Source organism: Bacillus sp. CDB3, from assembly GCF_002081505.1.
Classification (GTDB): domain Bacteria; phylum Bacillota; class Bacilli; order Bacillales; family Bacillaceae_G; genus Bacillus_A; species Bacillus_A cereus_AT.
Window position 1 is genome coordinate 79,982 of record NZ_ALBR01000015.1, and the last position, 22,864, is coordinate 102,845.

The window sequence follows — 22,864 nt, forward strand, 5'->3', positions numbered from 1 at the left end:
AAAAAGATAAGGGGGAGATTTCATGCGTTTAAGTGAATTAAGTGGTAAAGAGATTGTGGATTTAGAAAGAGCGGAAAAAATGGGAGTTTTAGGCCACACAGATTTAGAAATTAATGAACGAGATGGACGAATACAAGCTCTTATTATACCTGCTGGGAAGTGGGGAGGTTTTAAAAGAGAACAGCAAGAAGTGAGGGTCGAATGGAACCAAATTAAGAAAGTGGGACATGATATGATACTTTGTGATTTTACAAACCATTCAAAATCAGAGTGAAAGATGACCATTTTGGTTGTCTTTTTTTTATCTTTATATAAAGAAGATAAATCATGTGTGCTTTTTGTTTTTCAATCACCTCAAACTCGTACATTACATATGATGTGGAGGAAAAAGAAAAAGTAGGCATTTTTCTTATAAATGAAAGAAAAAGAAGGTGAATTAGGGAATGTTGACTGAGATGCATATCGCTGTCATAGGAGGAGATGCACGGCAGCTAGAAGTAATTCGCAAGTTAGTTGAACTAGATGCGAAACTTTCATTAATAGGGTTTGAACAGCTAGATCATGGCTTCACTGGGGCAGCAAAAGAAAGTATACAAGATTTAAATTTCGCTGCTTTAGATGCCATTATTTTGCCAGTTGCAGGGACGAATGCCAAAGGAGAAGTAGATACTATTTTTTCAAATGAAAAAGTTTCTATAACGCAAGAGCAAATTGAAAAGACACCAGAACACTTTACTATATATTCAGGTATCGGAACGCCTTATTTGGAGAATCTTGTATCTACTACGAATCGAAAACTTGTAAAATTATTTGATCGTGATGATGTTGCAATTTATAATTCTATTCCGACTGTAGAAGGTACACTAATGATGGTTATTCAACATACTGATTACACAATCCATGGATCGAATGTAATGGTTTTAGGGTTTGGTAGAACTGGTATGAGTGTAGCACGAGCCTTTCAATCATTAGGAGCACATGTCAAAGTAGGAGCGAGACGATCGGAACATATTGCTCGTATTACAGAAATGATGTTTTCTCCTTTTCATATGCAAGACATAGAAAAAGAAGTAGGTAATATCGATATTGTGATTAACACAATTCCGCATCTCGTTGTGACAGCGAATGTTATTTCAAAAATGCCAGCTCATACGTTAGTAATTGATTTAGCTTCTAAACCAGGCGGTACCGACTTTAGATATGCGGAAAAAAGAGGAGTCAAGGCGTTGTTAGCACCTGGTTTGCCGGGTATTGTTGCTCCGAAAACAGCCGGACAAATTTTAGCGAACGTTCTTTCTCAGTTACTAGCAGAAGGTGCAATAGCAAGAAAGGAGAATGGGGAATGAATTTAAAAGGGAAAAGAATAGGATTTGGTTTTACAGGTTCACATTGTACGTATGAGGAAGTGATGCCTCATTTAGAAAAATTAATTGCTGAGGGAGCAGAAGTACGTCCCGTTGTTTCTTACACTGTTCAATCAACAAATACTAGATTTGGAGAAGGAGAAGAGTGGATTAAAAAGATTGAAGAAATAACAGGTTTTAAGGCAATTAATTCAATCGTTGGCGCAGAACCGCTAGGACCTAAAATTCCACTAGACTGCATGGTAATTGCACCACTAACAGGAAATTCTATGAGTAAATTTGCAAATGCAATGACAGACTCTCCAGTACTAATGGCAGCAAAAGCGACGCTAAGAAATGGAAAGCCTGTTGTGTTAGCTGTTTCGACGAATGATGCTTTAGGGCTTAATGGGGTGAACCTCATGCGCCTAATGGCTACAAAAAACATCTACTTCGTCCCATTCGGCCAAGATGCACCAGAGAAAAAACCGAACTCAATGGTAGCTCGTATGGAGTTACTTGAAGATACAGTATTAGAAGCACTGCAAGGGAAACAATTGCAACCTGTTGTTGTAGAAAAATTCAGATATATGAATTAAAAAACGAAAAAAAACGGACAATTTTTGATGAAACCATCATTCTTACTGTAGAATATGATAAAATTAACGTTATTAAGATTGGGAGGGGCATTTTTAGCTCCTTCTAATTCTAAGTTATAGAAGGATTGGTATCTAGAAAGGGGCATAGTGATGGAAAAGCAAAAAACTTTTCATGTCGCTGTAGTTGGAGCAACCGGCGCAGTTGGTGAACAAATGTTAAATACTTTAGAGAAACGAGAATTTCCAATTGGGAAGTTAACGTTACTTTCATCTAAACGATCTGCAGGTAAGAAACTTGTATTTAAAGGCGAAGAATTTACAGTTCAAGAGGCAACTCCTGAAAGTTTTGAAGGAGTAGATATTGCACTATTTAGTGCAGGTGGATCTGTATCGAAACAATTAGCGCCAGAAGCAGCAAAGCGCGGTGCAATTGTTGTTGATAATACAAGTGCATTCCGTATGACAGAAAACGTGCCACTTGTTGTACCTGAAGTAAATGAAAACGACTTAAAAGAACATAATGGAATTATTGCAAATCCAAACTGTTCTACAATTCAAATGGTAGTCGCTCTTGAGCCAGTTCGTCAGCAATATGGTTTAAAACGAGTAATCGTTTCCACATATCAAGCTGTATCAGGTGCTGGTGCGGCAGCGATTGAAGAACTTCATGAACAATCACAAGCAATCTTAAATGGAGAAGAAGTTAAAGCGAATGTTTTACCTGTATCAGGTGATGAGAAACATTTCCAAATCGCTTTTAATGCTATTCCACAGATTGATAAATTCCAAGATAATGGATTTACATTTGAAGAAATGAAAATGATTAATGAAACGAAAAAAATTATGCATATGCCAGAACTAGAAGTAGCTGCGACATGTGTACGTTTACCAGTTGTATCAGGTCATTCGGAATCTGTGTACATTGAAGTGGAAAAAGAAGGCGTTACAGTAGAAGAATTAAAGAACTTACTTGCAAATGCAGAAGGGATTGTACTGCAAGATAATCCAGCAGAACAATTATACCCAATGCCAGCTACTGCAGTAGGTAAAAACGAAGTATTCGTTGGAAGAATCCGTAAAGATTTAAATAACGATAAAGGATTCCATCTTTGGGTCGTATCTGATAACTTATTAAAAGGCGCTGCATGGAATTCGGTTCAAATTGCAGAGCGCTTAGTAAAATTACAATTAGTGTAAACGGCTAAGAGAAGGTGCAAAATATGAAAATAATTGTTCAAAAATTTGGTGGCACATCAGTACGTGATGAAAATGGACGTAAGCATGCGCTTCATCATATAAAAAAATCGTTAGCTGCTGGTTATAAAGTAGTTACTGTTGTATCTGCTATGGGCCGTAAAGGTGAACCGTATGCAACGGATACTTTGTTAAGTCTTGTAAATAAAGAGGAATCTAATATTTCTAATCGTGAGCAAGATTTATTATTATCATGCGGAGAATTAATCTCAGCAATCGTCTTCTCTAATATGTTAAATGAGAACGGTATAAAAGCAGCAGCGTTAAATGGTGCACAAGCTGGTTTTGTAACAAATGATGATTTTACGAATGCTAAGATTATTGAAATGAATTGTGATCGCGTACATGAAGAGTTAGAAAATGTAGATGTAATCGTCGTTACAGGATTCCAAGGACAAACGAAAAAAGGTGATACGACAACACTTGGACGCGGAGGTAGCGATACTTCAGCTTCAGCGTTAGGTGTTGCGCTTCATGCTGAATATATCGATATCTTCACAGATGTAGAAGGTGTTATGACTGCGGATCCTCGTATTGTGAAAGATGCACGTCATCTTCAAACTGTAACGTACAATGAAATTTGTAACATGGCATATCAAGGTGCAAAAGTCGTTCATCCACGTGCGGTTGAAATTGCGATGCATGCAAAAGTACCGCTTCGTGTACGTTCTACGTATTCTGATAGCGAAGGTACGCTTATTTCAGCATCTGACGGTGCTACAAAAGGCCGTGATGTAGAAGAACGGCCTGTTACAGGTATCGCTCACGTATCAAATGTGACGCAAATTAAAGTGCTTGCAAAAGAAACGGCATATGATTTGCAACAGCATGTGTTTAAAGAAATGGCGAATGAAGGAATAAGTGTCGATTTAATTAACATTTCACCTACTGGAGTAGCTTATACGGTGAGTGATAATGTATCAAGTCGTGCAGTTGAATTATTAAAGAATCTTGGATATGAGCCAATTGTGACAGAGCATTGTGCAAAAGTATCTATTGTAGGAGCTGGAATGGCAGGATACCCAGGGGTTACTGCGAAAATCGTTACAGCTTTAGCGGAAAAAGGTATTCAAATTCTGCAATCAGCAGATAGTCATACGACAATTTGGGTTCTTGTAAAAGAAACCGATTTAGTGGAGGCTGTAAATGCATTACATAGTGCGTTTGAGCTTTCAAAAGAAAAGCAACTGGAACAATAAGGAGTGAGACCATGATAGATTTTGGGACAATTGCAACCGCGATGGTAACACCGTTTGATATAAACGGGAATATCGATTTTGCAAAGACAACGAAATTGGTAAATTATTTAATTGATAACGGTACAACAGCAATCGTGGTAGGAGGAACGACAGGTGAATCTCCTACATTAACTTCAGAAGAAAAAGTAGCGTTATATCGCCATGTCGTATCTGTTGTCGATAAAAGGGTGCCCGTAATCGCTGGAACAGGTAGCAATAATACGCATGCTTCTGTTGAGTTAACAAAAAAGGCAACTGAAGTTGGTGTTGATGCAGTAATGCTAGTGGCACCGTATTATAACAAACCGAGCCAAGAAGGGATGTATCAGCACTTTAAAACAATTGCTGAAAGCACTCCGCTTCCGGTTATGCTATATAACGTTCCAGGACGATCTATTGTACAAATCTCCGTTGATACAGTTGTTCGTTTATCAGAAATAGAAAACATTGTTGCGATTAAAGATGCAGGCGGCGATGTGCTAACAATGACAGAAATCATTGAAAAAACAGCGGACGACTTTGCAGTATACAGCGGTGATGATGGTTTAACGTTACCAGCTATGGCAATTGGAGCAAAAGGTATTGTTTCTGTAGCATCTCATGTTATCGGCAATGAAATGCAAGAAATGATTGCTGCATTCCAAGCTGGAGAGTTCAAAAAAGCGCAGAAATTACATCAATTACTAGTAAGAGTAACAGATGCACTATTTATGGCGCCAAGCCCAACACCAGTAAAAACAGCAATGCAAATGGTTGGATTAGATGTAGGCTCGGTACGTTTACCACTTCTTCCATTAACAGAAGAAGAAAGAGTAACGTTACAATCTGTAATGCAATCTATTCCTCGTTAATAAAAATGACCTAGTGTGAAACTAGGTCATTTTTATTTTTTTAATTATGTGAAGTAAATTCACCTAGAGTTAATAGGTTGTAGGGGAAGCAGAAATAACATTTAATTTGTTATAAACTGATTGCAGAGTTAATATATTATGAAACATTTTAGTGCATAGAGTTTAATATTCATGCAAAGAAATTGCATGAATATTTTTCCATTAGACTCTTATGGAGTAGGAAAAATAATAAAGATGATATGAATTTCGCCCTCGTAAATTATAACCTCATTTTAGTGTCTTCTCTTGTCTTTCGCATAATTTAACTTGTGTTCTATTTCTTGTATCAGGTATAATATGGCTAAGTAGCTTAGTACGGGTATGCTTAGCAAAATTGGAAAAAATTATGATTTAATGAAATTTTCATATCATATCGAATAAGATATTTGATTTATATAATGAAAGAGAGGTGAAACCTGGTTTAAAAAATAAACAAGAACATGATATCGCATAACGGTAAGGACATTCGTCTTGGACGGTGAATATATGGTGGTTGCAGAGTTTCCCCTGGTGTCTCTGCAATTTTGGTGAAATCAGTGTTTGCAAGATTTTTAAACCAGGCAACAACATGAAGAGAAAAGAGAATGAGTCTGTTAAAGTATTTGCTCTTGGTGGAGTAGGTGAAATCGGAAAAAACATGTACTGTGTTGAAATTGATTCTGAAATCTTTATTGTAGATGCAGGATTGATGTTCCCGGGAGATGAAATGTTTGGGATTGATATTGTTATTCCTGACATTACATATTTAGTAGAAAATCAAGAGCGAGTAAAAGGATTATTTATTACTCACGGTCATGAAGATCATATTGGTGGAATTGTTTATGTGCTTCGCAAATTATCTATTCCAGTATACGCGACGAAATTAACGGTAGGGCTTATACAAGAAAAGCTTGGCGAAGCGGGGATGTTAGGCCGTGTAGACTTAAAAACAATTGACTCGAATTCAACTGTAGAGTTTAATTCAACAACTGTGTCATTCTTTGGAACGACACATAGTATTCCGGATTCTGTTGGTGTTTGTTTCCATACATCAAAAGGTGCTGTAGTGTATACAGGAGACTTTAAATTTGATCAAACTCCAATTGGAAATAATGGAGCAGATCTTGGGAAAATGGCGCAAATCGGAAACGAAGGCGTGCTTTGCTTACTATCTGATAGTACAAACGCTGAACGTCCTGGTTATACAGGTTCAGAAAAAGAAGTTGGTATAGAGATTTCAAAAGTGTTCTATAGTGCAGAAGGTCGTATTATTGTTGCTTCATTTGCATCGAATGTACATCGTATCCAACAAGTATTTGATGCAGCTGGTGAAACAGGACGAAAAGTAGCGGTAGTAGGACGCAGTATGGTAAAAGTGGTAGACATTGCAAGACGTCTTGGTTATTTAGAGGTTCCAGAAGGTATGATTATTTCATTACAAGAAGTGGACAATTTCCCAGAGAAAAAGGTAGCTATTTTAACAACAGGTAGTCAAGGTGAGCCAATGGCAGCCCTTTCTAGAATGGCGAAGCAAGTTCATAAACAAATTTCAATTCGTAAAGGTGATACGGTTATTATTGCAGCTTCTCCTATTCCAGGGAATGAAATATCTGTATCGAAAATTATTGATTTGTTATTTAGAGCTGGAGCTGAAGTTATTTATTACGGTGAAAGAAAAGTTCACGTTTCAGGTCATGGTAGCCAAGAAGAATTAAAACTGATGTTGAATTTAATGAAGCCGAAATATTTTGTACCCGTACATGGTGAGTTCCGTATGCAAAAAGCACATGCATATTTAGCGGAAGATGTAGGTATTGCGAGAGAAAATATCTTTATTGTAGAAAAAGGCGATGTAATTGCTTTTGGCGATGAAGAAGCAAACTTAGTTGGTAAAGTGCAAGCTGGCAATGTTTTAATTGATGGATTAGGTGTTGGCGACGTTGGTAATATTGTTCTTCGAGATAGAAAGATGTTATCTCAAGATGGAATTTTAGTTGTTGTTGTGACACTTGGTAAAGATGAAAAGAAAATCATCTCTGGTCCAGAAATTATTTCACGCGGTTTCGTATATGTACGTGAATCAGAAGCATTGATCGAACGATCTACAGATATTGTACGTATGATTGTTGAACAATCTATTAAAGAATATTCAATTGAATGGTCTATGTTAAAACAAAATATTCGTGAATTATTAGGGCAGTTCTTGTACGAAGAAACGAAGAGAAAGCCAATGATTTTACCGATTATTATGGAAGTATAAAAAAGATCACCTTTACAGGTGATCTTTTTCCAGAGTGTTGGGAAACCCTTTAGGGTTCCCAACACTCTGAAATCTTTTTGATTTTAGCAAATGAAAACAACATAAAATAATAGAATTTAGAAAAATAGCCCTCCACCAGACCCTTTTTGGTCAGATGGAGGGCTATTTTTTTCATATTTTGACAAGCTGAGGTGAGATAAGCCTGCATTTGGACAGACTTCAGCCCCCGAAACCGAGCATATCGATAGCCATGGAGTTCTTTGGCGTCCGCAAAGCTTCGCTCTATAGTTGAACAGCGTACTTTATACAACTTTTTCCCTGTAACTGTTAGCTTGTTTTTTCTAGCGATATCTTTATATTTCTCCCATACATGATGAGTGATAACTTTTGTTTCTGTTTCTTTGAAAAGCACACCTCACGTAGCGGACAAACAGCGCAGTCTTCTGGATTCGATTTATATTGACGATATCCTTCGCGATCCGTTGTCGCATACTCTAAAATACATCCCATCGGACAAGCAAATGCATTCATTTCTTCTACATATTTAAATTGGCTTTTCGGTACTTCTTTATTTCGCTTTCCAAATCGGCGATACCCCATCACCATAAATATATTTCTTTCTGATAATTTCTTACAGATATAACCTGTAAAATAGCCTGCATCAAGAGCTACAGCTTCCACCTTAAATCCGAATTTATTAATTTGAGCTTGTAGACGTGCTAAATACGGCTCGGAATCTGCCATATTTCCAGCCGTTATATAGGTATCTGTAATGATATTGTACTTCGCATCAGTTGTACGATGATCTAAGAAATGAAAACCGTTCGGTTTTCCATCTCTCATTAAAAATCCACTATCTGGATCCGTAGTGCTTATACGAGTTTTTTTAGTAGGGGTATCACTTTCCTTTCTAGGTTTTAATTCTTTTTTCCGTGTACCTCACGATCTTCGATTACCGCAGCTTCTAGTTCATCTATATAAAACTTTGCCTTTTCTTTTTTATATTTATGTACAAATTTATTTTTATTAGCATTGGCCTTAATATGTGTAGAATCTGTCATCAGTGCACGTCCTCCCACCATCCGGTTCTCCGTCGCTTGCCTCACAATCTCATCAAAAATTTCTTCGAAAATATTTGTATGAATAAAACGGGTACGGCGATTCCAACTGATTGTAGAATGATCTGGAATAGTATCTGATAGAGAAAACCCTAAAAACCAACGGTAGGCGATATTCGTTTTAATCTCCTTTTCCAATTGACGCTCAGAACGAATACCATAAAAATATCCAATAAACATCATTTTGAATAAAACGATAGGATGGATTGACGGACGTCCATTGTTTTCACAGTAATAAGGGCGTAACTTCTCCTCAATAAAATCAAAACGAATTGTCGCTTCAATCGCACGAAGGAAATGATCTTGTGGAACTAACTCTTCTACAGAAACAGATACACGTTCATCGCGATGATTTTTTAAAGCACCCATCATAAGAAATCTCTCCTTTTCCTCTTTTTTATCAGTGTTGACACATAAAAAGAGGTTCAGACACAAAAACAGGCTGTGGAGAAGACTTTCTCCACAGCCTGAAAAAAGATCACCTTTACAGGTGATCTTTTTCTTTTTTAACCCTATCGAATGAAATTTATAACTTAAGAAATAATAGTTATATACGAGTGAAAGGGGATACGATATGACAGAACGTGATCGTTATACAAATGAAGAAAAAGAAGCTGAGCCGAAAGAAATTCCGAAAGAAGCTTCTATAGTGGAGAAAATTCAACAACTTGGACAGACGAATGTCCCGCAAATGAATGAATCGCGTATTCATTGTTTAACAATTGTTGGGCAGGTGGAAGGTCATATTCAGTTGCCGCCACAAAATAAAACAACAAAATATGAGCACATCATTCCGCAAATTGTCGCGATCGAACAAAATCCGAAAATTGAAGGCTTACTTTTAATATTAAATACAGTTGGAGGTGACGTTGAAGCTGGGTTAGCAATTTCTGAAATGGTGGCTTCACTTTCAAAACCAACTGTCTCTCTTGTTTTAGGAGGAGGGCATTCAATTGGTGTACCGATTGCGGTCTCAACTGATTATTCATTTATTGCCGAAACAGCGACGATGACAATTCATCCGATTCGTTTAACAGGTCTTGTTATAGGTGTGCCGCAAACATTTGAGTATTTGGATAAAATGCAAGAAAGAGTCATTCGATTTGTGACAAAGCATTCGAAAGTAACGGAAGATCGTTTTAAAGAGCTTATGTTTGCAAAAGGGAATTTGACGCGAGATATTGGGACGAATGTAATAGGTGGAGATGCAGTGAAGTATGGTCTTATAGATGATGTCGGCGGTATTGGTAGCGCGCTACGGAAGTTAAACGAATTAATTGATACGCGTGGGGACAATCAGACAGAAGGGACAATGCTACAATGATTTTATATACAATTATGCCAGAGCAACTTGTATATCCGGCCGATTATTCACAATGCGAAAGTCAAAAAGTTGTGAATGTAAATGGCGTGGAATTAATGGTCTCTGAGGAGGATAATCAATGTTACTCGATTGTACGTGTGTTAAGTACGAATCCGTCTCACTACCTAGAGTTTGAGCCTGGACAGAAAATTACCTTTTAGCAAAAAGAAGGATTTTGTTTAGAAGCTATGGTATAATATAAAAAACAAGACGGTTGAGCAGCCATGAGTAGGCTGCTTTCTTCTGTTTATTTAACATTTTACAAGAAGTGTAAAAATAGAAGATATAAAGACCAGAAAAATAGAGAGAAAGACATATAAGTAGAGCTTTTTTAGGAAGTTGTACTTAATTTTTAGAACACGAGGTGAAGAAATGGCAAAACAAAAGCAAAGAGGGACGAAGGCAAAAGCAAGGCGTACGATAAAGCCAACTTTGTATTATGAAATCGTCGGGTTGACTCTTTTTGCACTTTCGATTATTACGATTTTACAGCTAGGTGTAGTAGGGAAATCGTTTGTGTTATTTTTTCGCTTCTTCTTTGGTGAGTGGTACATAATTGGTGTGTTAGGTGTAATAGCTTTATCTGTTGCGTTTGTTATAAAGCGTGGATGGCCAAACCTTTTAAATAAACGGCTAATAGGTGTTTATTTAATTGTATTAGCAATATTAATGTTTAGTCATATTACATTATTTAATCTTCTTACGAAAGATGGAGCTGTGCAAAATACTTCTGTAATTGTTAGTACAAAAGATTACTTCTTCCTTGAAATGAAAAAGGGCCCGGATAGTGTTCATTTAGGTGGTGGTATGTTCGGTGCGCTTATGTTCGCAACGTGTTATTTCTTATTTGACGAAGTAGGAGCATATATCATTGGAATTATTTTAGTTATACTCGGAATACTGTGTATAACAAATAAGCATATTGGAGAAGTACTTGCTCCTGTAGGGCGAATTCTTAGAAGTCAATTCGAAGTAATGCAAGGGGATTATAAAGATTGGAGATCTAAAAGGGTCGCTGAGCAAACTGAAAAGAAAAAAACAACAAGAAGTAAGAGGCGTGAACGAGTTGCCGAACAAGAAGAGGCTATTGAGCCAGTAGAAGAGATAGAAATCGGACCGCCAATTATTTCAAATTTTACTGAGAATTATCCAGTAAGTGAAGAGACGGAAAAGCGGATAGAAGAAAATGAAAATGATTTAATCACTCCTCCGTTTATTGAAGAGGCAGTTCCGGCTACACCAGAAGAGCACCCTCAAAAGAAACGAGGAGAAAAAATCGTTGAATCGCTAGAAGGTGAAACGAAAGCGCCTCCTATGCAATTTTCTAATGTGGAAAATAAAGATTATAAGCTTCCTTCGCTTGATATATTAAAGTTTCCAAAAAATAAGCAAGTTACAAATGAAAATGCGGAAATTTATGAAAATGCTCGTAAATTGGAACGTACATTCCAAAGTTTTGGTGTGAAAGCGAAAGTAACAAAAGTACATAGAGGTCCCGCAGTTACGAAGTATGAAGTGTATCCTGATATGGGAGTAAAAGTAAGCAAAATTGTTAGTTTAAGTGATGATTTAGCGCTTGCTTTAGCAGCGAAAGACATTCGTATTGAAGCACCTATTCCCGGGAAATCAGCTGTTGGGATTGAGGTTCCGAATTCAGAAGTTTCTATGGTAACGCTTAGAGAAGTTCTTGATTCAAAGGCGAATAACCACCCAGAAGAGAAGTTATTAATTGGTCTTGGACGTGATATTACAGGAGAGGCTGTATTGGCACGTTTAAATAAAATGCCCCATTTATTAGTAGCTGGTGCGACTGGTAGCGGAAAGAGTGTATGTATTAATGGAATTATTGTAAGTATTTTAATGCGTGCGAAACCGCATGAAGTAAAATTAATGATGATTGATCCGAAAATGGTAGAGTTAAATGTATATAACGGTGTTCCGCATTTATTAACGCCAGTTGTAACTGATCCGAAAAAAGCGTCACAGGCTTTGAAGAAAGTTGTGAGTGAAATGGAGCGTCGTTATGAATTATTCGCGCATAGCGGTACGCGTAACATTGAAGGGTATAACGATCATATTAAAGAGCATAATAGCCAATCGGAAGCGAAACAACCTGAATTACCATATATTGTAGTAATTGTGGACGAGTTAGCTGATTTAATGATGGTTGCATCTTCTGATGTAGAAGATGCGATTATGCGTTTAGCTCAAATGGCACGTGCTGCTGGTATTCATTTAATTATTGCGACTCAGCGTCCGTCAGTTGATGTAATTACAGGTGTTATTAAAGCGAATATTCCATCGCGTATTGCATTTGCTGTATCTTCCCAAACAGACTCTCGAACGATTCTTGACGGTGGTGGTGCAGAGAAGTTGCTGGGGCGTGGAGATATGTTGTTCATACCAATTGGTGCATCGAAACCTGTTCGTGTACAAGGAGCATTTTTATCAGATGATGAAGTTGAGAGAGTCGTAGAATATGTTGTTGCGCAACAAAAAGCGCAATATCAAGAGGATATGATTCCGCAAGATGTTCCTGAAACAAAGCAGGAAGTAGAAGATGAATTATACGATGAAGCGATTCAACTTGTAGTAGAAATGCAAACAGCATCTGTGTCTATGTTACAACGTAGATTTAGAGTAGGATATACGCGAGCGGCTCGTTTAATCGATGCTATGGAAATGAATGGTGTAGTAGGTCCTTATGAAGGTAGTAAACCGAGGGAAGTACTCATTAAAGATGTGCAAGAAAAAGTTCTTGAAAAAAGCCTAATTGTTTTACGATTAGGCTTTTTTATATGCTGTTTTTGTTATATACTATAGTCAATATAAAAGAAAGGGCTTACATAACCGGGTGCTCTTTAGAATACGAATGCTTATTGTTTTGGTTTTCGAAACGTTCGATATTTAATGTAGAAAAATGTTGAATTCTGTTGACACATATGGGAGCAAGTGGTAAGATTACTTCGAAAAGAATCACTGCCTCATATAATCTTGGAGATAAGGTCCATAAGTTTCTACCTGGCAACCATGAATTGCTAGACTATGGGGGAAAAGTGTGTAACAAAGGATGTAAGGGATCTTTGTGCCGAACTTTTTCTCGATATGAGGAATGTTTATGGTGCAAAGTTTTTTTTATGGAATAAAGAGTGAAAATTTCATCTTGAAAAATTATTAATATTTGTTCGATAATTACACTTATTTTTAGTATTTAGTAATTATGCTGTGTTGTAAGTTGAAAAAAGAGAAAAGAAGTCTTACATCAGAGGTCGAATAATTGAAATGCGGGGGAGTCTTATGTCAGTAAAATCCGATAGTCGTCACCTATATTTGCGGGTGATTGATCACATCAAAGGAAAAATTAAAGATGGGGCTTATAAAGAAAAGCAAAAGTTACCTTCAGAGTTTGATCTAGCGAAAGAGCTTGGTGTAAGTAGGGCAACTTTAAGGGAAGCACTGCGTATTTTAGAAGAAGAAAATGTTGTCATTCGTAGACATGGTGTAGGGACATTTGTAAATGCGAAACCGTTATTTTCTTCTGGAATAGAGCAGCTTTCTAGTATTACAGATATGATTTCTAGTGTGGGGAAAACACCAGGAACAATCTTTTTATCATCATCTACAACAACTTTAACAGAAGAAGAAAAAGAGAAGTTTAATTGTGAAGATGGCTTTAGTGCAGTAATGATCGAGCGTGTTCGTACAGCGGATGGGGAACCAGTTGTATATTGCATTGATAAACTGGCAAAAGAGATATTACCAGATTTATCGGGATACAATGAGGAATCGCTGCTTACTGTAATACATAATAATACGCACAAGCGAATCACATACGCAGTTGCTCACATTGAGCCGATAGGTTATCATCCGAAAATTTCACCGATTTTAGAATGTGAACCTGAGACAGCATTGCTAGTTTTAAAACAAATGCACTATGACCAAAATGATGAGCCAATCTTATATTCTATTAATTACTTTAGAGCTGACAAGTTTAGCTTCCACGTATTAAGAAAACGTATGTAGGTAAGTTCCTTTTTAGGGAGGTGACAGCAAGAAGTAGGGGACAGCAGCGTATGAATCATTAGACAAAACATTTCAGGAGGGGTTTCTAGTATGAAGAAAAAAACAGGTCTTTTATTATCGTTAACGTTAGCAGCAAGTACAGTGTTAGGTGCATGTGGTAACTCGGATAAGGCGAGCAGTGACAAGAAAGACACGAAAGACAATAAAGACTTCAAAGTTGGTTTGGTAACAGACGTTGGGGGCGTTGATGATAAGTCATTTAACCAATCTTCTTGGGAAGGATTACAAAATTTTGGTAAAGAGAATGGATTAAAAGAAAAGACAAATTATCGTTATCTACAGTCTGAAAAAGAAGCTGATTATATTCCGAATTTGAAAAAGTTCTCAAAAGATAAATATGATTTAACTTTCGGAATTGGTTATAAATTAGAAGGTGCAATTAAAGAAGTTGCAAAAGAAACTCCAAAACAACAATTCGCAATCGTTGATACTGTTGTAGATGCACCAAACGTAACAAGCATTACATTTAAAGATCATGAAGGATCATTCCTTGTAGGTGCAGTAGCAGCTATGTCAACAAAAACGAATAAAGTAGGATTTGTTGGTGGAATGAAGAGTGATTTAATTAGTAAATTCGAAAATGGATTTAAAGCTGGTGCAAAAGCAGTAAATCCAAACATTGAAATCGTATCTGAATATGCAGAAGCATTTGATAAACCTGAAAAAGGTACAGTTCTTGCTTCAGCAATGTATGGTCAAGGCGTAGATGTAATTTATCATGCTGCTGGTGGTACAGGTAACGGCGTGTTCACTGAAGCGAAAAACCGTAAGAAAAAAGGTGAGAACGTTTGGGTAATCGGTGTTGACCGTGACCAAAACCAAGAAGGTATGCCTGAAAACGTAACATTAACTTCAATGGTAAAACGTGTCGATATCGCTGTTGAAAAAGTAGCACAAGAAGCAAAAGATGGTAAATTAAAAGGCGGTAAAGTAGAAGCATTTGGTTTAAAAGATGACGGTGTTGGTATTGCAAAAACAACTGACAACGTGAAAAAAGTTAACCCTGAAATTTTAACAAAAGTAGAAGAGTTTGAAAAGAAAATTACAGATGGTGCAATTAAAGTACCAGCTACAGATAAAGAGTATAAAGAATATGAAGCTTCTCTAAAAAATAAATAGAGAAATAGCAAAGGTTAGTTCATAGAACTAACCTTTGTATGTATAAAACTTCCGAATTGCTTAATAAGTTAATAGTGTAATAGGGGAATGTTCCCTGTTAAAAGGAGGAACACAATGGAATACGTAATTGAGATGAATAACATTACGAAAGTATTCCCAGGCATTGTAGCGAATGATGATATTACGCTGCAAGTAAAGCAGGGAGAAATACATGCTTTACTTGGAGAAAATGGTGCAGGGAAATCCACATTGATGAATGTACTATTTGGTTTGTACCAGCCAGAACAAGGCGAAATTAAAATTAAAGGAAAACCTGTAAAAATTACAAATCCGAATATAGCAAATGACCTTGGTATTGGAATGGTCCATCAGCACTTTATGCTTGTTCATAATTTTACAGTTACAGAGAATATTATTCTCGGAAACGAACCGAAGAAAAAAGGGAAAATTGCTGTGGAGGAAGCTGCTAAAGAAATTCAAAAACTGTCTGAACAATACGGTTTAGCTGTAGATCCATATGCAAAAATACAAGATATTTCTGTCGGTATGCAACAGCGTGTTGAAATTTTAAAAACACTTTACCGCGGGGCAGAAATTTTAATATTTGATGAACCGACAGCTGTGTTAACACCACAAGAAATTCATGAGCTAATTCAAATTATGAAAAAGCTTGTGCAAGAAGGTAAATCTATTATTCTTATTACACATAAGTTGAAAGAAATTATGGAAGTTTGCGATCGTTGTACGATTATTCGTAAAGGAAAAGGGATTGGAACGGTTGACGTTGCAAATACGGATGAAAATAAACTTGCAGAATTAATGGTCGGACGTCAAGTGAATTTTAAAACAGAAAAAATAGACGCTACGCCAAAAGAAGAGGTGCTTTCTATTGCAAACCTTGTTGCTCACGATGCGCGTCAACTACCTGCTGTAAAAGGCCTTGACTTAACTGTTCGTGCGGGGGAAATTGTTGGGATTGCAGGGATTGATGGAAACGGACAAAGTGAATTAATAGAAGCAATTACTGGTTTACGAAAAGTTGAGTCAGGTTCTATTGCAATTAGAGGGAAAGAAATAACGAATTGGCCTGTTAGAAGAATCACAGAAGAAGGAATTGGTCATATTCCAGAAGATCGTCATAAACACGGACTCGTTCTTGATTTTTCTGTTAGAGATAATATAGTTTTGCAAACGTACTATAAAAATCCGTTTTCAAAGAAAGGGATTTTAAATTTCAGCAAAATTACAGAAAAAGCAAAGGCACTTATTGAACAGTTTGATGTACGTACACCTAGTGAACAAACGTTAGCTCGTGCACTATCTGGGGGAAACCAGCAAAAGGCAATTATTGCACGTGAAGTAGACCGTGATCCAGATTTATTAATTGCAGCACAGCCAACACGTGGCTTAGATGTAGGGGCAATTGAATTTATTCATAAGAGATTAATAGAGCAAAGAGATAAAGGAAAAGGTGTATTACTTTTATCACTAGAGTTAGAGGAAATCTTAAATGTTAGCGATCGAATTGCTGTTATTTATGAAGGGAAAATTGTAGCAATTGTTGATGCGAAAGAAACGAATGAACAACAGCTTGGATTGTTAATGGCTGGAGGAACAAAGAAAGAGCAGGTGGGTACAAATGGCTAAAAAACTTTTAACAGAACGAACGATAAATATTTTAGTCCCAGTACTATCCGTTATTTTCGGCTTACTTGTAGGAGCAATTGTAATGCTAGTTAGTGGCTATGACCCAATTGTTGGTTATAGTGCACTTTGGACAGGAATGTTTGGTAGCCCAAGTGCGATTGGTGAAACGCTTCGTACAATGATACCGCTTATTCTTGCTGGTTTATCGGTGGCGTTTGCATTTCGTACAGGTTTATTTAATATCGGGGTAGAGGGTCAATTGTTAGTTGGTTGGCTTGCAGCGGTTTGGTTTGGTTATGCAGTCTCACTACCAGCTGTTCTTCACATTCCATTATCTATTTTATTCGCAGCATTGGTAGGCGGAATTTGGGGTTTCATCCCTGGATATTTAAAGGGGAAGTTTCAAGTTAATGAAGTTATTGTAACAATTATGATGAACTATATCGCGTTATATGTAACATACGACATTATTAAGCGTTTCTTACACGAGGGCAATGATAAAACGTACGACATTAAAGAGAGTGCGTCATTATCTTCAGACTGGCTTGCTTCCATTACTGACGGTTCACGCCTTCATTGGGGAATTATTGTAGCAATTTTAATCGCTATTTTAATGTGGTTCTTATTAGATCGAACAACTTTAGGTTATGAATTAAAGTCGGTAGGATTTAATCAACATGCTTCTCAATATGCAGGTATGAAAGTTTCTCGTAATGTAGTATTTTCCATGACAATTGCTGGTGCATTTGCAGGGATTGGTGGAGCGATGGAAGGGTTAGGAACATTCCAAAGCATGACAGCGATGTCTTCGTTTACAGGGGTAGGATTTGATGGGATTGCCGTAGCGTTACTTGGTGGAAATAATCCGTTTGGCATTATCCTTTCAGCTTTATTATTTGGTGGTTTGAAAAGCGCTTCCCCTCAAATGAACTTTGAGGCAGATGTGCCATCAGAGCTTATAAACGTAATTATTGCATGTATCATCTTCTTTGTTGCATGTAGTTATGTGTTAAGATGGGCGCTTACACGCATGAGCAAGGAGGGGAAATAAATGAGCTTTTTAGATATATTAGCCATTCTTGTGACGGGTACGTTATATACATCAGCACCTATAATTTTCACAGCACTAGGTGGTGTATTTAGTGAACGATCGGGTGTTGTAAATATCGGATTAGAAGGACTAATGCTATTTGGTGCATTTATTGGAGTAGTTACAAATTTATTAATGGGTGATACTTGGGGAACGATGACTCCGTGGATTGCGCTATTATTTGCGGCAATTGGTAGTGGGTTATTTGCATTGCTTCATGCGGTAGCATCTATTACATTCCGAGCGGATCAAGTTGTAAGTGGTGTAGCGATTAACTTCTTATCCCTTGGTTTAACAGTATTTGCAATTAAGAAGATTTTTGATAAAGGGCAAACTGACTTTATTCAGTACCGTATTGAAAAGATTGATATTCCAGGCCTTTCGGATATTCCGGTTTTAGGGAAGATATTCTTCTCGAACGTACCAATAACGTCGTATATTGCCATTATTTTAGCATTCGTTGTTTGGTATGTGATTTATAAAACACCGTTCGGTCTTCGATTACGTGCTGTTGGTGAACACCCAATGGCAGCGGATACGATGGGGATTAATGTATATAAAATGCGCTATATCGGCGTTTGTATATCAGGGGTGTTTGCTGGAATTGGTGGGGCAATCTTTGCAATGTCAATTTCTAATAACTTCTCAGGGGCAACTATTACAGGACAAGGTTTTTTAGCTTTAGCTGCTATGATTTTTGGGAAGTGGAATCCACTAGGCGCACTAGGTGCAGCTCTATTCTTTGGTTTTGCTCAGTCTCTAAGTGTAACTGGCGGAACAATTCCTGTATTAGACCAGATTCCAAGTGTTTTATTAACGATATTACCGTATGTATTTACAATATTAGCACTTGTTGGTTTTGTAGGCCGATCTGAAGCTCCGAAAGCATTAGGAACGCCTTATGAAAAAGGGAAACGATGAGTATTTAGAAAGTATAAGAAAAGCTCGCACATTAGTGCGGGCTTTTCTACATAGAATATATTTAATACGGAAATTTACTCTGTTCCTTACATATTAAAGTTTTTAGAAAGGCTTAAATGTAAGCATAATAAGGAAGAAAAGTTGATTTTTTATTTCTAAAAACTGTATATTGAAGAGGAATATTCCTATATACGTAAAGGAGGGCTATTAATGAAACTAATGGAACAGCAACTACATGAATTAGGTGGCTTGCGGGTACATATTATTCCGACTGATAAATATAAAACAAATACATTTGTATTTCGTTTTAAAGCACCTTTAAATGAGGAGACGGTGACAGAGCGTGCCCTATTGCCATACGTATTGCAAAGTGCGACAGAAAAACTGCCTTCTGTAATTCGTCTTCGTCAATATTTAGAAGAATTATATGGATCTTCTTTAGCGGTAGATGTAAGTAAAAAAGGGGAAGACCATATCATCTCTATTTATGTAGATATCGCAAATGAAGTATATTTACATGATGCACCACCGTTATTTGAAAAAGCGCTTTCTATGTTATCAGATATTGTTTTACATCCAGCAACAGAGGGGAATAGTTTCCTACCTTCTATCGTAGAAAGTGAAAAAAGAGCGCTCTTGCAGCGAATTGAAGCTACTTATGATGATAAAATGCGCTATGCAAACGAGCGTTTAATCGAAGAAATGTGCAAAGTAGAACCGTATCGATTAAGTGCAAATGGAAAAAAAGAGAGTGTTGCTTCTATTACAAATGAAAGTCTGTATCAATATTATCAAAAAGTGTTAGCAGAAGATGAAATGGATCTATATATTATTGGTGATATTTCAGAAAGTGCAGTTGATCTTGTAAGTAAGTATTTTTCTATTTCAGCGCGTCCTGTGAGAGAAAGAAATGTACTCCTTCATAAGCGAAATAATGAAGAAAAAGAAGTTGTTGAAAAACAAGAATTAAAACAAAGTAAATTACACATCGGTTATCGTACGTTTGTCACATATAAAGATGAAGATTATTTCGCACTGCAATTGTTCAATGGGTTATTTGGAGGCTTTTCTCATTCGAAGCTATTCGTAAATGTGCGTGAAAAAAATAGTTTAGCGTACTATGCAGCATCACGCTTTGAAAGTCATAAAGGCTTGTTGTTTGTTATGTCAGGAATCGAAGCGAAAAATTATGAAAAAGCAGTTGAAATTATAAAAGAACAAATGCTAGCGATGCAAAATGGTGATTTTTCTGAAGAAGAGATGCATCAAACAAAAAGTGTCATTCAAAATCAAGTATTAGAGGCAATTGATACACCGCGTGGATTTGTGGAAATGCTATATCATGGCGTTATTTCAGATCGTACACGTCCAGTTGAAGAATGGCTTACGGGTATAGAAAGTGTGACGAAAGAAGAGATTGTGAAAGTTGCTAAAAATATTGAACTAGATACAATTTACTTTTTACATGGAACGGAGGGAGAATAGATGGAGAAAATTGTGTATGAGCAATTAAAAGAGACACTATATTATGAAAAACTTCCTAATGGATTAGATGTATATATTTTACCGAAGCAAGGATTTAATAAAACATTTGCAACGTTTACGACAAAATATGGTTCTGTGGACAATACATTTGTACCATTAGGTAAAGAAGAAATGATTCGTGTGCCTGATGGGATTGCTCATTTTCTTGAGCATAAATTATTTGAAAAAGAAGATCACGATGCTTTCCAATTGTTTAGTAAACAAGGAGCATCAGCAAATGCTTTCACATCCTTCACACGAACAGCTTACCTTTTTTCATGTACATCAAATGTAGAACGAAATTTAAATACATTGTTAAACTTCGTACAAGAGCCTTACTTCTCTGAAAAAACAGTTGAAAAAGAGAAGGGGATTATCGGGCAAGAAATTCAAATGTATCAAGATAATCCAGATTGGCGCTTATACTTTGGATTAATTGATAGCTTGTTTGTAAAGCATCCAATTAAAATTGATATTGCAGGGACAATCGAGTCTATTAGTAAAATTACGAAAGACCTATTATATGAATGTTACGAAACGTTTTATCATCCGAGCAATATGTTATTATTTGTTGTGGGTGCAATCGATCCAGAGAAAACAATGGATTTAGTACGTGAAAATCAAGCGAAAAAAGATTATAAAAACCAGCCAGAAATTGTACGTTCATTTGAAGAAGAACCAGATGAAGTAAATGAAAAGAAGAAAATCATTTCAATGCCTGTACAAACACCGAAATGTTTAGTTGGTATTAAAGCGACGAATTTAAAAGAAAAAGGGAAAGCCCTTTTAAAACAAGAAATTGCGCTTACGTTACTTTTAGATTATTTATTTGGAAAAAGTTCTGTTCATTACGAAGCTTTATATAATGAAGGGCTTATTGATGATTCGTTCTCATATGACTATACGGAAGAGAATAACTTCGGTTTTGCAATGGTTGGCGGTGATACGAAGCAACCTGATGAATTGGAAGAGCGTTTGAAAGGTATTTTATTAAACACAAATTATGATCAATTAGATGAGGCAGCATTAGAACGAGTAAAGAAAAAGAAAATTGGTGGTTTTTTACGGTCGTTGAATTCACCGGAATATATTGCAAATCAATTTACACGATATGCGTTTAATGAATCTAGCTTGTTTGATGCATTGACTGTATTAGAAGGTCTAACTGTTCAAGATTTACAAGAAGTAGCAAAATTATTATTATCAGAAGAAAAAATGAGTGTTTGTCAAGTTTTACCGAAAAAATAAAAGGTTTCATAATAATACCCTCATCTTATCATTGATAAATTATAAGATGAGGGTATTATTTAGTTGTATGAAAAATGAGCTTGTAGAGATAAGAGAGGGAAATTATGAAAAAGTATGCATTAGTAACTGGAGGGAGCGGAGGAATCGGCTCTGCTATTTCAAAACAATTAATTCAGGATGGATATACAGTATATGTTCATTACAATAACAGTGAAGAGAAGGTAAATGAGTTACAGAAGGAATGGGCTGAAGTGATTCCTGTTCAAGCAAATTTAGCTTCTAGTGATGGAGCAGAGCAGTTGTGGGGACAAATTAAACATCCCATTGATGTTATCGTATACGCAGCTGGGAAGAGTATCTTTGGGCTAGTAACAGATGTAACAAACGATGAATTGGATTATATGGTGGAACTTCAAGTGAAGAGCATCTATAAACTACTATCAATGGCACTTCCGCCAATGATTCAGCGAAAAAGCGGTAACATTGTACTTATTTCGTCTATATGGGGACAAATTGGCGCATCATGTGAAGTGCTTTACTCAATGGTAAAAGGTGCGCAAAATTCTTATGTAAAAGCTTTAGCAAAAGAAGTTTCATTAAGTGGATTACGTGTTAATGCAGTATCACCAGGAGCAATTGAAACGGAAATGTTAAGTGTATTTTCAGAAGAGGATAAGAATGAAATTGCTGAAGAGATTCCATTAGGTAGATTGGGATTACCAGAAGAGGTAGCAAAAACGGTATCATTCCTCGTATCACCAGGAGCATCTTACATAACTGGACAAATTATCGGAGTGAATGGCGGTTGGCATTGTTAAAAATTTCTTACATAAAAAATAAAAAAATGTACAAATTAAGCATGATTCTATTACTAAGTAGTGAGGTGCTTAAACATGTCAGTGTTAGATAATTTTGATCAGTGGAAGAGCTTTTTAGGAGAACGTTTAGAACAAGCGGGAGGAAAAGGGCTTGATGGTGGTGCCGTATCAGATATGGCATTTCGTGTTGGTGATTATTTAGCAAATGAAGTAGAAGCACGCAACGATCAAGAAAAATTATTGTCTGAGCTTTGGAAAGTTGCTGATGAACAAGAGCAACATACAATCGCAAATTTAATGGTGAAGTTTGTACAACATAAGTAAAAGTAGAGAGGAGAAACTCCTCTCTACTTTTTTTGTATAATAATTA

Annotated in this window: 19 protein-coding genes, 1 pseudogene and 1 riboswitch; of the genes and pseudogenes, 19 read left to right on the forward strand and 1 reads right to left on the reverse strand. The window is 36.6% G+C overall.

All coding sequences use genetic code 11. The features are described 5' to 3' along the window. The first annotated feature begins 22 nt into the window (after positions 1–22). From CDB3_RS05505 to CDB3_RS05535, 7 genes are all read left to right on the forward strand, one after another. On the forward strand, positions 23–274 hold the full coding sequence (locus tag CDB3_RS05505; RefSeq protein WP_128853698.1) for a YlmC/YmxH family sporulation protein: 252 nt from the start codon (positions 23–25) through the stop codon (positions 272–274). 169 nt (positions 275–443) lie between these two features. After that, a complete protein-coding gene (dpaA, locus tag CDB3_RS05510) occupies positions 444–1,346 on the forward strand; it encodes a dipicolinic acid synthetase subunit A (protein WP_016130177.1) in 903 nt (300 codons plus the stop codon). Then, a complete protein-coding gene (gene dpaB, locus CDB3_RS05515) occupies positions 1,343–1,942 on the forward strand; it encodes a dipicolinate synthase subunit B (RefSeq protein ID WP_001049482.1) in 600 nt (199 codons plus the stop codon). Before dpaA ends, dpaB begins: the two co-directional genes overlap by 4 nt. 150 nt (positions 1,943–2,092) lie before the next feature. Further along, positions 2,093–3,139: an aspartate-semialdehyde dehydrogenase gene (gene asd, locus CDB3_RS05520; protein WP_097830977.1), complete on the forward strand. Its 1,047-nt coding sequence runs from the start codon at positions 2,093–2,095 to the stop codon at positions 3,137–3,139. 23 nt (positions 3,140–3,162) lie between these two features. Further along, positions 3,163–4,395 carry an aspartate kinase gene (gene dapG, locus CDB3_RS05525; RefSeq protein WP_128853699.1) on the forward strand — a complete coding sequence of 411 codons (1,233 nt, stop codon included), beginning with the start codon at positions 3,163–3,165 and terminating at the stop codon, positions 4,393–4,395. 11 nt (positions 4,396–4,406) lie between these two features. Continuing rightward, complete coding sequence (gene dapA / locus CDB3_RS05530) at positions 4,407–5,285, forward strand: 4-hydroxy-tetrahydrodipicolinate synthase (protein WP_097830979.1); 879 nt, start codon at positions 4,407–4,409, stop codon at positions 5,283–5,285. 607 nt (positions 5,286–5,892) lie between these two features. Beyond that, positions 5,893–7,563 (forward strand): ribonuclease J, encoded by a 1,671-nt coding sequence (locus CDB3_RS05535; protein WP_128853700.1) that lies wholly within the window; start codon positions 5,893–5,895, stop codon positions 7,561–7,563. A gap of 49 nt (positions 7,564–7,612) precedes the next feature. Here the strand turns inward: CDB3_RS05535 and CDB3_RS05540 are convergent. Then, a pseudogene (locus tag CDB3_RS05540) lies at positions 7,613–9,053 on the reverse strand (IS1182 family transposase). Positions 9,054–9,255: 202 nt separating this feature from the next. Between CDB3_RS05540 and tepA the strand changes: the two are divergent. The 12 genes from tepA to CDB3_RS05605 all read left to right on the forward strand — a co-directional run bounded on the left by tepA (position 9,256) and on the right by CDB3_RS05605 (position 22,818). Next, complete coding sequence (gene tepA / locus CDB3_RS05545) at positions 9,256–10,005, forward strand: translocation-enhancing protein TepA (protein ID WP_128853701.1); 750 nt, start codon at positions 9,256–9,258, stop codon at positions 10,003–10,005. Beyond that, the gene (locus CDB3_RS05550) at positions 10,002–10,205 is read left to right on the forward strand and encodes a YlzJ-like family protein (RefSeq protein ID WP_000605032.1); all 204 of its coding nucleotides are present in this window, start codon (positions 10,002–10,004) and stop codon (positions 10,203–10,205) included. Before tepA ends, CDB3_RS05550 begins: the two co-directional genes overlap by 4 nt. Positions 10,206–10,416: 211 nt before the next feature. Beyond that, the gene (locus tag CDB3_RS05555; RefSeq protein WP_256869623.1) at positions 10,417–12,867 is read left to right on the forward strand and encodes a DNA translocase FtsK; all 2,451 of its coding nucleotides are present in this window, start codon (positions 10,417–10,419) and stop codon (positions 12,865–12,867) included. Positions 12,868–13,008: 141 nt separating this feature from the next. Continuing rightward, a riboswitch (purine riboswitch) is annotated at positions 13,009–13,110 on the forward strand. A 231-nt stretch (positions 13,111–13,341) separates the two neighbouring features. After that, positions 13,342–14,067: a GntR family transcriptional regulator gene (locus tag CDB3_RS05565; protein ID WP_002121705.1), complete on the forward strand. Its 726-nt coding sequence runs from the start codon at positions 13,342–13,344 to the stop codon at positions 14,065–14,067. 90 nt (positions 14,068–14,157) lie between these two features. Then, on the forward strand, positions 14,158–15,246 hold the full coding sequence (locus CDB3_RS05570) for a BMP family lipoprotein (protein ID WP_128853702.1): 1,089 nt from the start codon (positions 14,158–14,160) through the stop codon (positions 15,244–15,246). 114 nt (positions 15,247–15,360) lie between these two features. After that, positions 15,361–16,893 carry an ABC transporter ATP-binding protein gene (locus CDB3_RS05575; protein ID WP_128853703.1) on the forward strand — a complete coding sequence of 511 codons (1,533 nt, stop codon included), beginning with the start codon at positions 15,361–15,363 and terminating at the stop codon, positions 16,891–16,893. Continuing rightward, positions 16,886–17,944, forward strand: coding sequence for an ABC transporter permease (locus CDB3_RS05580; RefSeq protein ID WP_001085263.1), 1,059 nt, complete (start codon positions 16,886–16,888; stop codon positions 17,942–17,944). The genes CDB3_RS05575 and CDB3_RS05580 overlap by 8 nt, the downstream gene beginning before the upstream one ends. Further along, complete coding sequence (locus CDB3_RS05585; RefSeq protein ID WP_000008857.1) at positions 17,945–18,904, forward strand: ABC transporter permease; 960 nt, start codon at positions 17,945–17,947, stop codon at positions 18,902–18,904. 210 nt (positions 18,905–19,114) lie between these two features. After that, the gene (gene yfmF, locus CDB3_RS05590) at positions 19,115–20,389 is read left to right on the forward strand and encodes an EF-P 5-aminopentanol modification-associated protein YfmF (protein WP_097830985.1); all 1,275 of its coding nucleotides are present in this window, start codon (positions 19,115–19,117) and stop codon (positions 20,387–20,389) included. After that, on the forward strand, positions 20,390–21,676 hold the full coding sequence (yfmH, locus tag CDB3_RS05595) for an EF-P 5-aminopentanol modification-associated protein YfmH (protein ID WP_128853704.1): 1,287 nt from the start codon (positions 20,390–20,392) through the stop codon (positions 21,674–21,676). 104 nt (positions 21,677–21,780) lie between these two features. Next, the gene (gene ymfI, locus CDB3_RS05600; protein ID WP_097830987.1) at positions 21,781–22,494 is read left to right on the forward strand and encodes an elongation factor P 5-aminopentanone reductase; all 714 of its coding nucleotides are present in this window, start codon (positions 21,781–21,783) and stop codon (positions 22,492–22,494) included. A gap of 75 nt (positions 22,495–22,569) precedes the next feature. Next, positions 22,570–22,818 carry a DUF3243 domain-containing protein gene (locus tag CDB3_RS05605; protein ID WP_000114449.1) on the forward strand — a complete coding sequence of 83 codons (249 nt, stop codon included), beginning with the start codon at positions 22,570–22,572 and terminating at the stop codon, positions 22,816–22,818. Positions 22,819–22,864: the final 46 nt, after the last annotated feature.

Bases quoted from the DNA above. Each gene is read 5' to 3' on its own strand.
- CDB3_RS05505 (WP_128853698.1), top strand. From the start codon at position 23: ATGCGTTTAAGTGAATTAAGTGGTAAAGAGATTGTGGATTTAGAAAGA.
- dpaA (WP_016130177.1), top strand. From the start codon at position 444: ATGTTGACTGAGATGCATATCGCTGTCATAGGAGGAGATGCACGGCAG.
- dpaB (WP_001049482.1), top strand. From the start codon at position 1,343: ATGAATTTAAAAGGGAAAAGAATAGGATTTGGTTTTACAGGTTCACAT.
- asd (WP_097830977.1), top strand. From the start codon at position 2,093: ATGGAAAAGCAAAAAACTTTTCATGTCGCTGTAGTTGGAGCAACCGGC.
- dapG (WP_128853699.1), top strand. From the start codon at position 3,163: ATGAAAATAATTGTTCAAAAATTTGGTGGCACATCAGTACGTGATGAA.
- dapA (WP_097830979.1), top strand. From the start codon at position 4,407: ATGATAGATTTTGGGACAATTGCAACCGCGATGGTAACACCGTTTGAT.
- CDB3_RS05535 (WP_128853700.1), top strand. From the start codon at position 5,893: ATGAAGAGAAAAGAGAATGAGTCTGTTAAAGTATTTGCTCTTGGTGGA.
- tepA (WP_128853701.1), top strand. From the start codon at position 9,256: ATGACAGAACGTGATCGTTATACAAATGAAGAAAAAGAAGCTGAGCCG.
- CDB3_RS05550 (WP_000605032.1), top strand. From the start codon at position 10,002: ATGATTTTATATACAATTATGCCAGAGCAACTTGTATATCCGGCCGAT.
- CDB3_RS05555 (WP_256869623.1), top strand. From the start codon at position 10,417: ATGGCAAAACAAAAGCAAAGAGGGACGAAGGCAAAAGCAAGGCGTACG.
- CDB3_RS05565 (WP_002121705.1), top strand. From the start codon at position 13,342: ATGTCAGTAAAATCCGATAGTCGTCACCTATATTTGCGGGTGATTGAT.
- CDB3_RS05570 (WP_128853702.1), top strand. From the start codon at position 14,158: ATGAAGAAAAAAACAGGTCTTTTATTATCGTTAACGTTAGCAGCAAGT.
- CDB3_RS05575 (WP_128853703.1), top strand. From the start codon at position 15,361: ATGGAATACGTAATTGAGATGAATAACATTACGAAAGTATTCCCAGGC.
- CDB3_RS05580 (WP_001085263.1), top strand. From the start codon at position 16,886: ATGGCTAAAAAACTTTTAACAGAACGAACGATAAATATTTTAGTCCCA.
- CDB3_RS05585 (WP_000008857.1), top strand. From the start codon at position 17,945: ATGAGCTTTTTAGATATATTAGCCATTCTTGTGACGGGTACGTTATAT.
- yfmF (WP_097830985.1), top strand. From the start codon at position 19,115: ATGAAACTAATGGAACAGCAACTACATGAATTAGGTGGCTTGCGGGTA.
- yfmH (WP_128853704.1), top strand. From the start codon at position 20,390: ATGGAGAAAATTGTGTATGAGCAATTAAAAGAGACACTATATTATGAA.
- ymfI (WP_097830987.1), top strand. From the start codon at position 21,781: ATGAAAAAGTATGCATTAGTAACTGGAGGGAGCGGAGGAATCGGCTCT.
- CDB3_RS05605 (WP_000114449.1), top strand. From the start codon at position 22,570: ATGTCAGTGTTAGATAATTTTGATCAGTGGAAGAGCTTTTTAGGAGAA.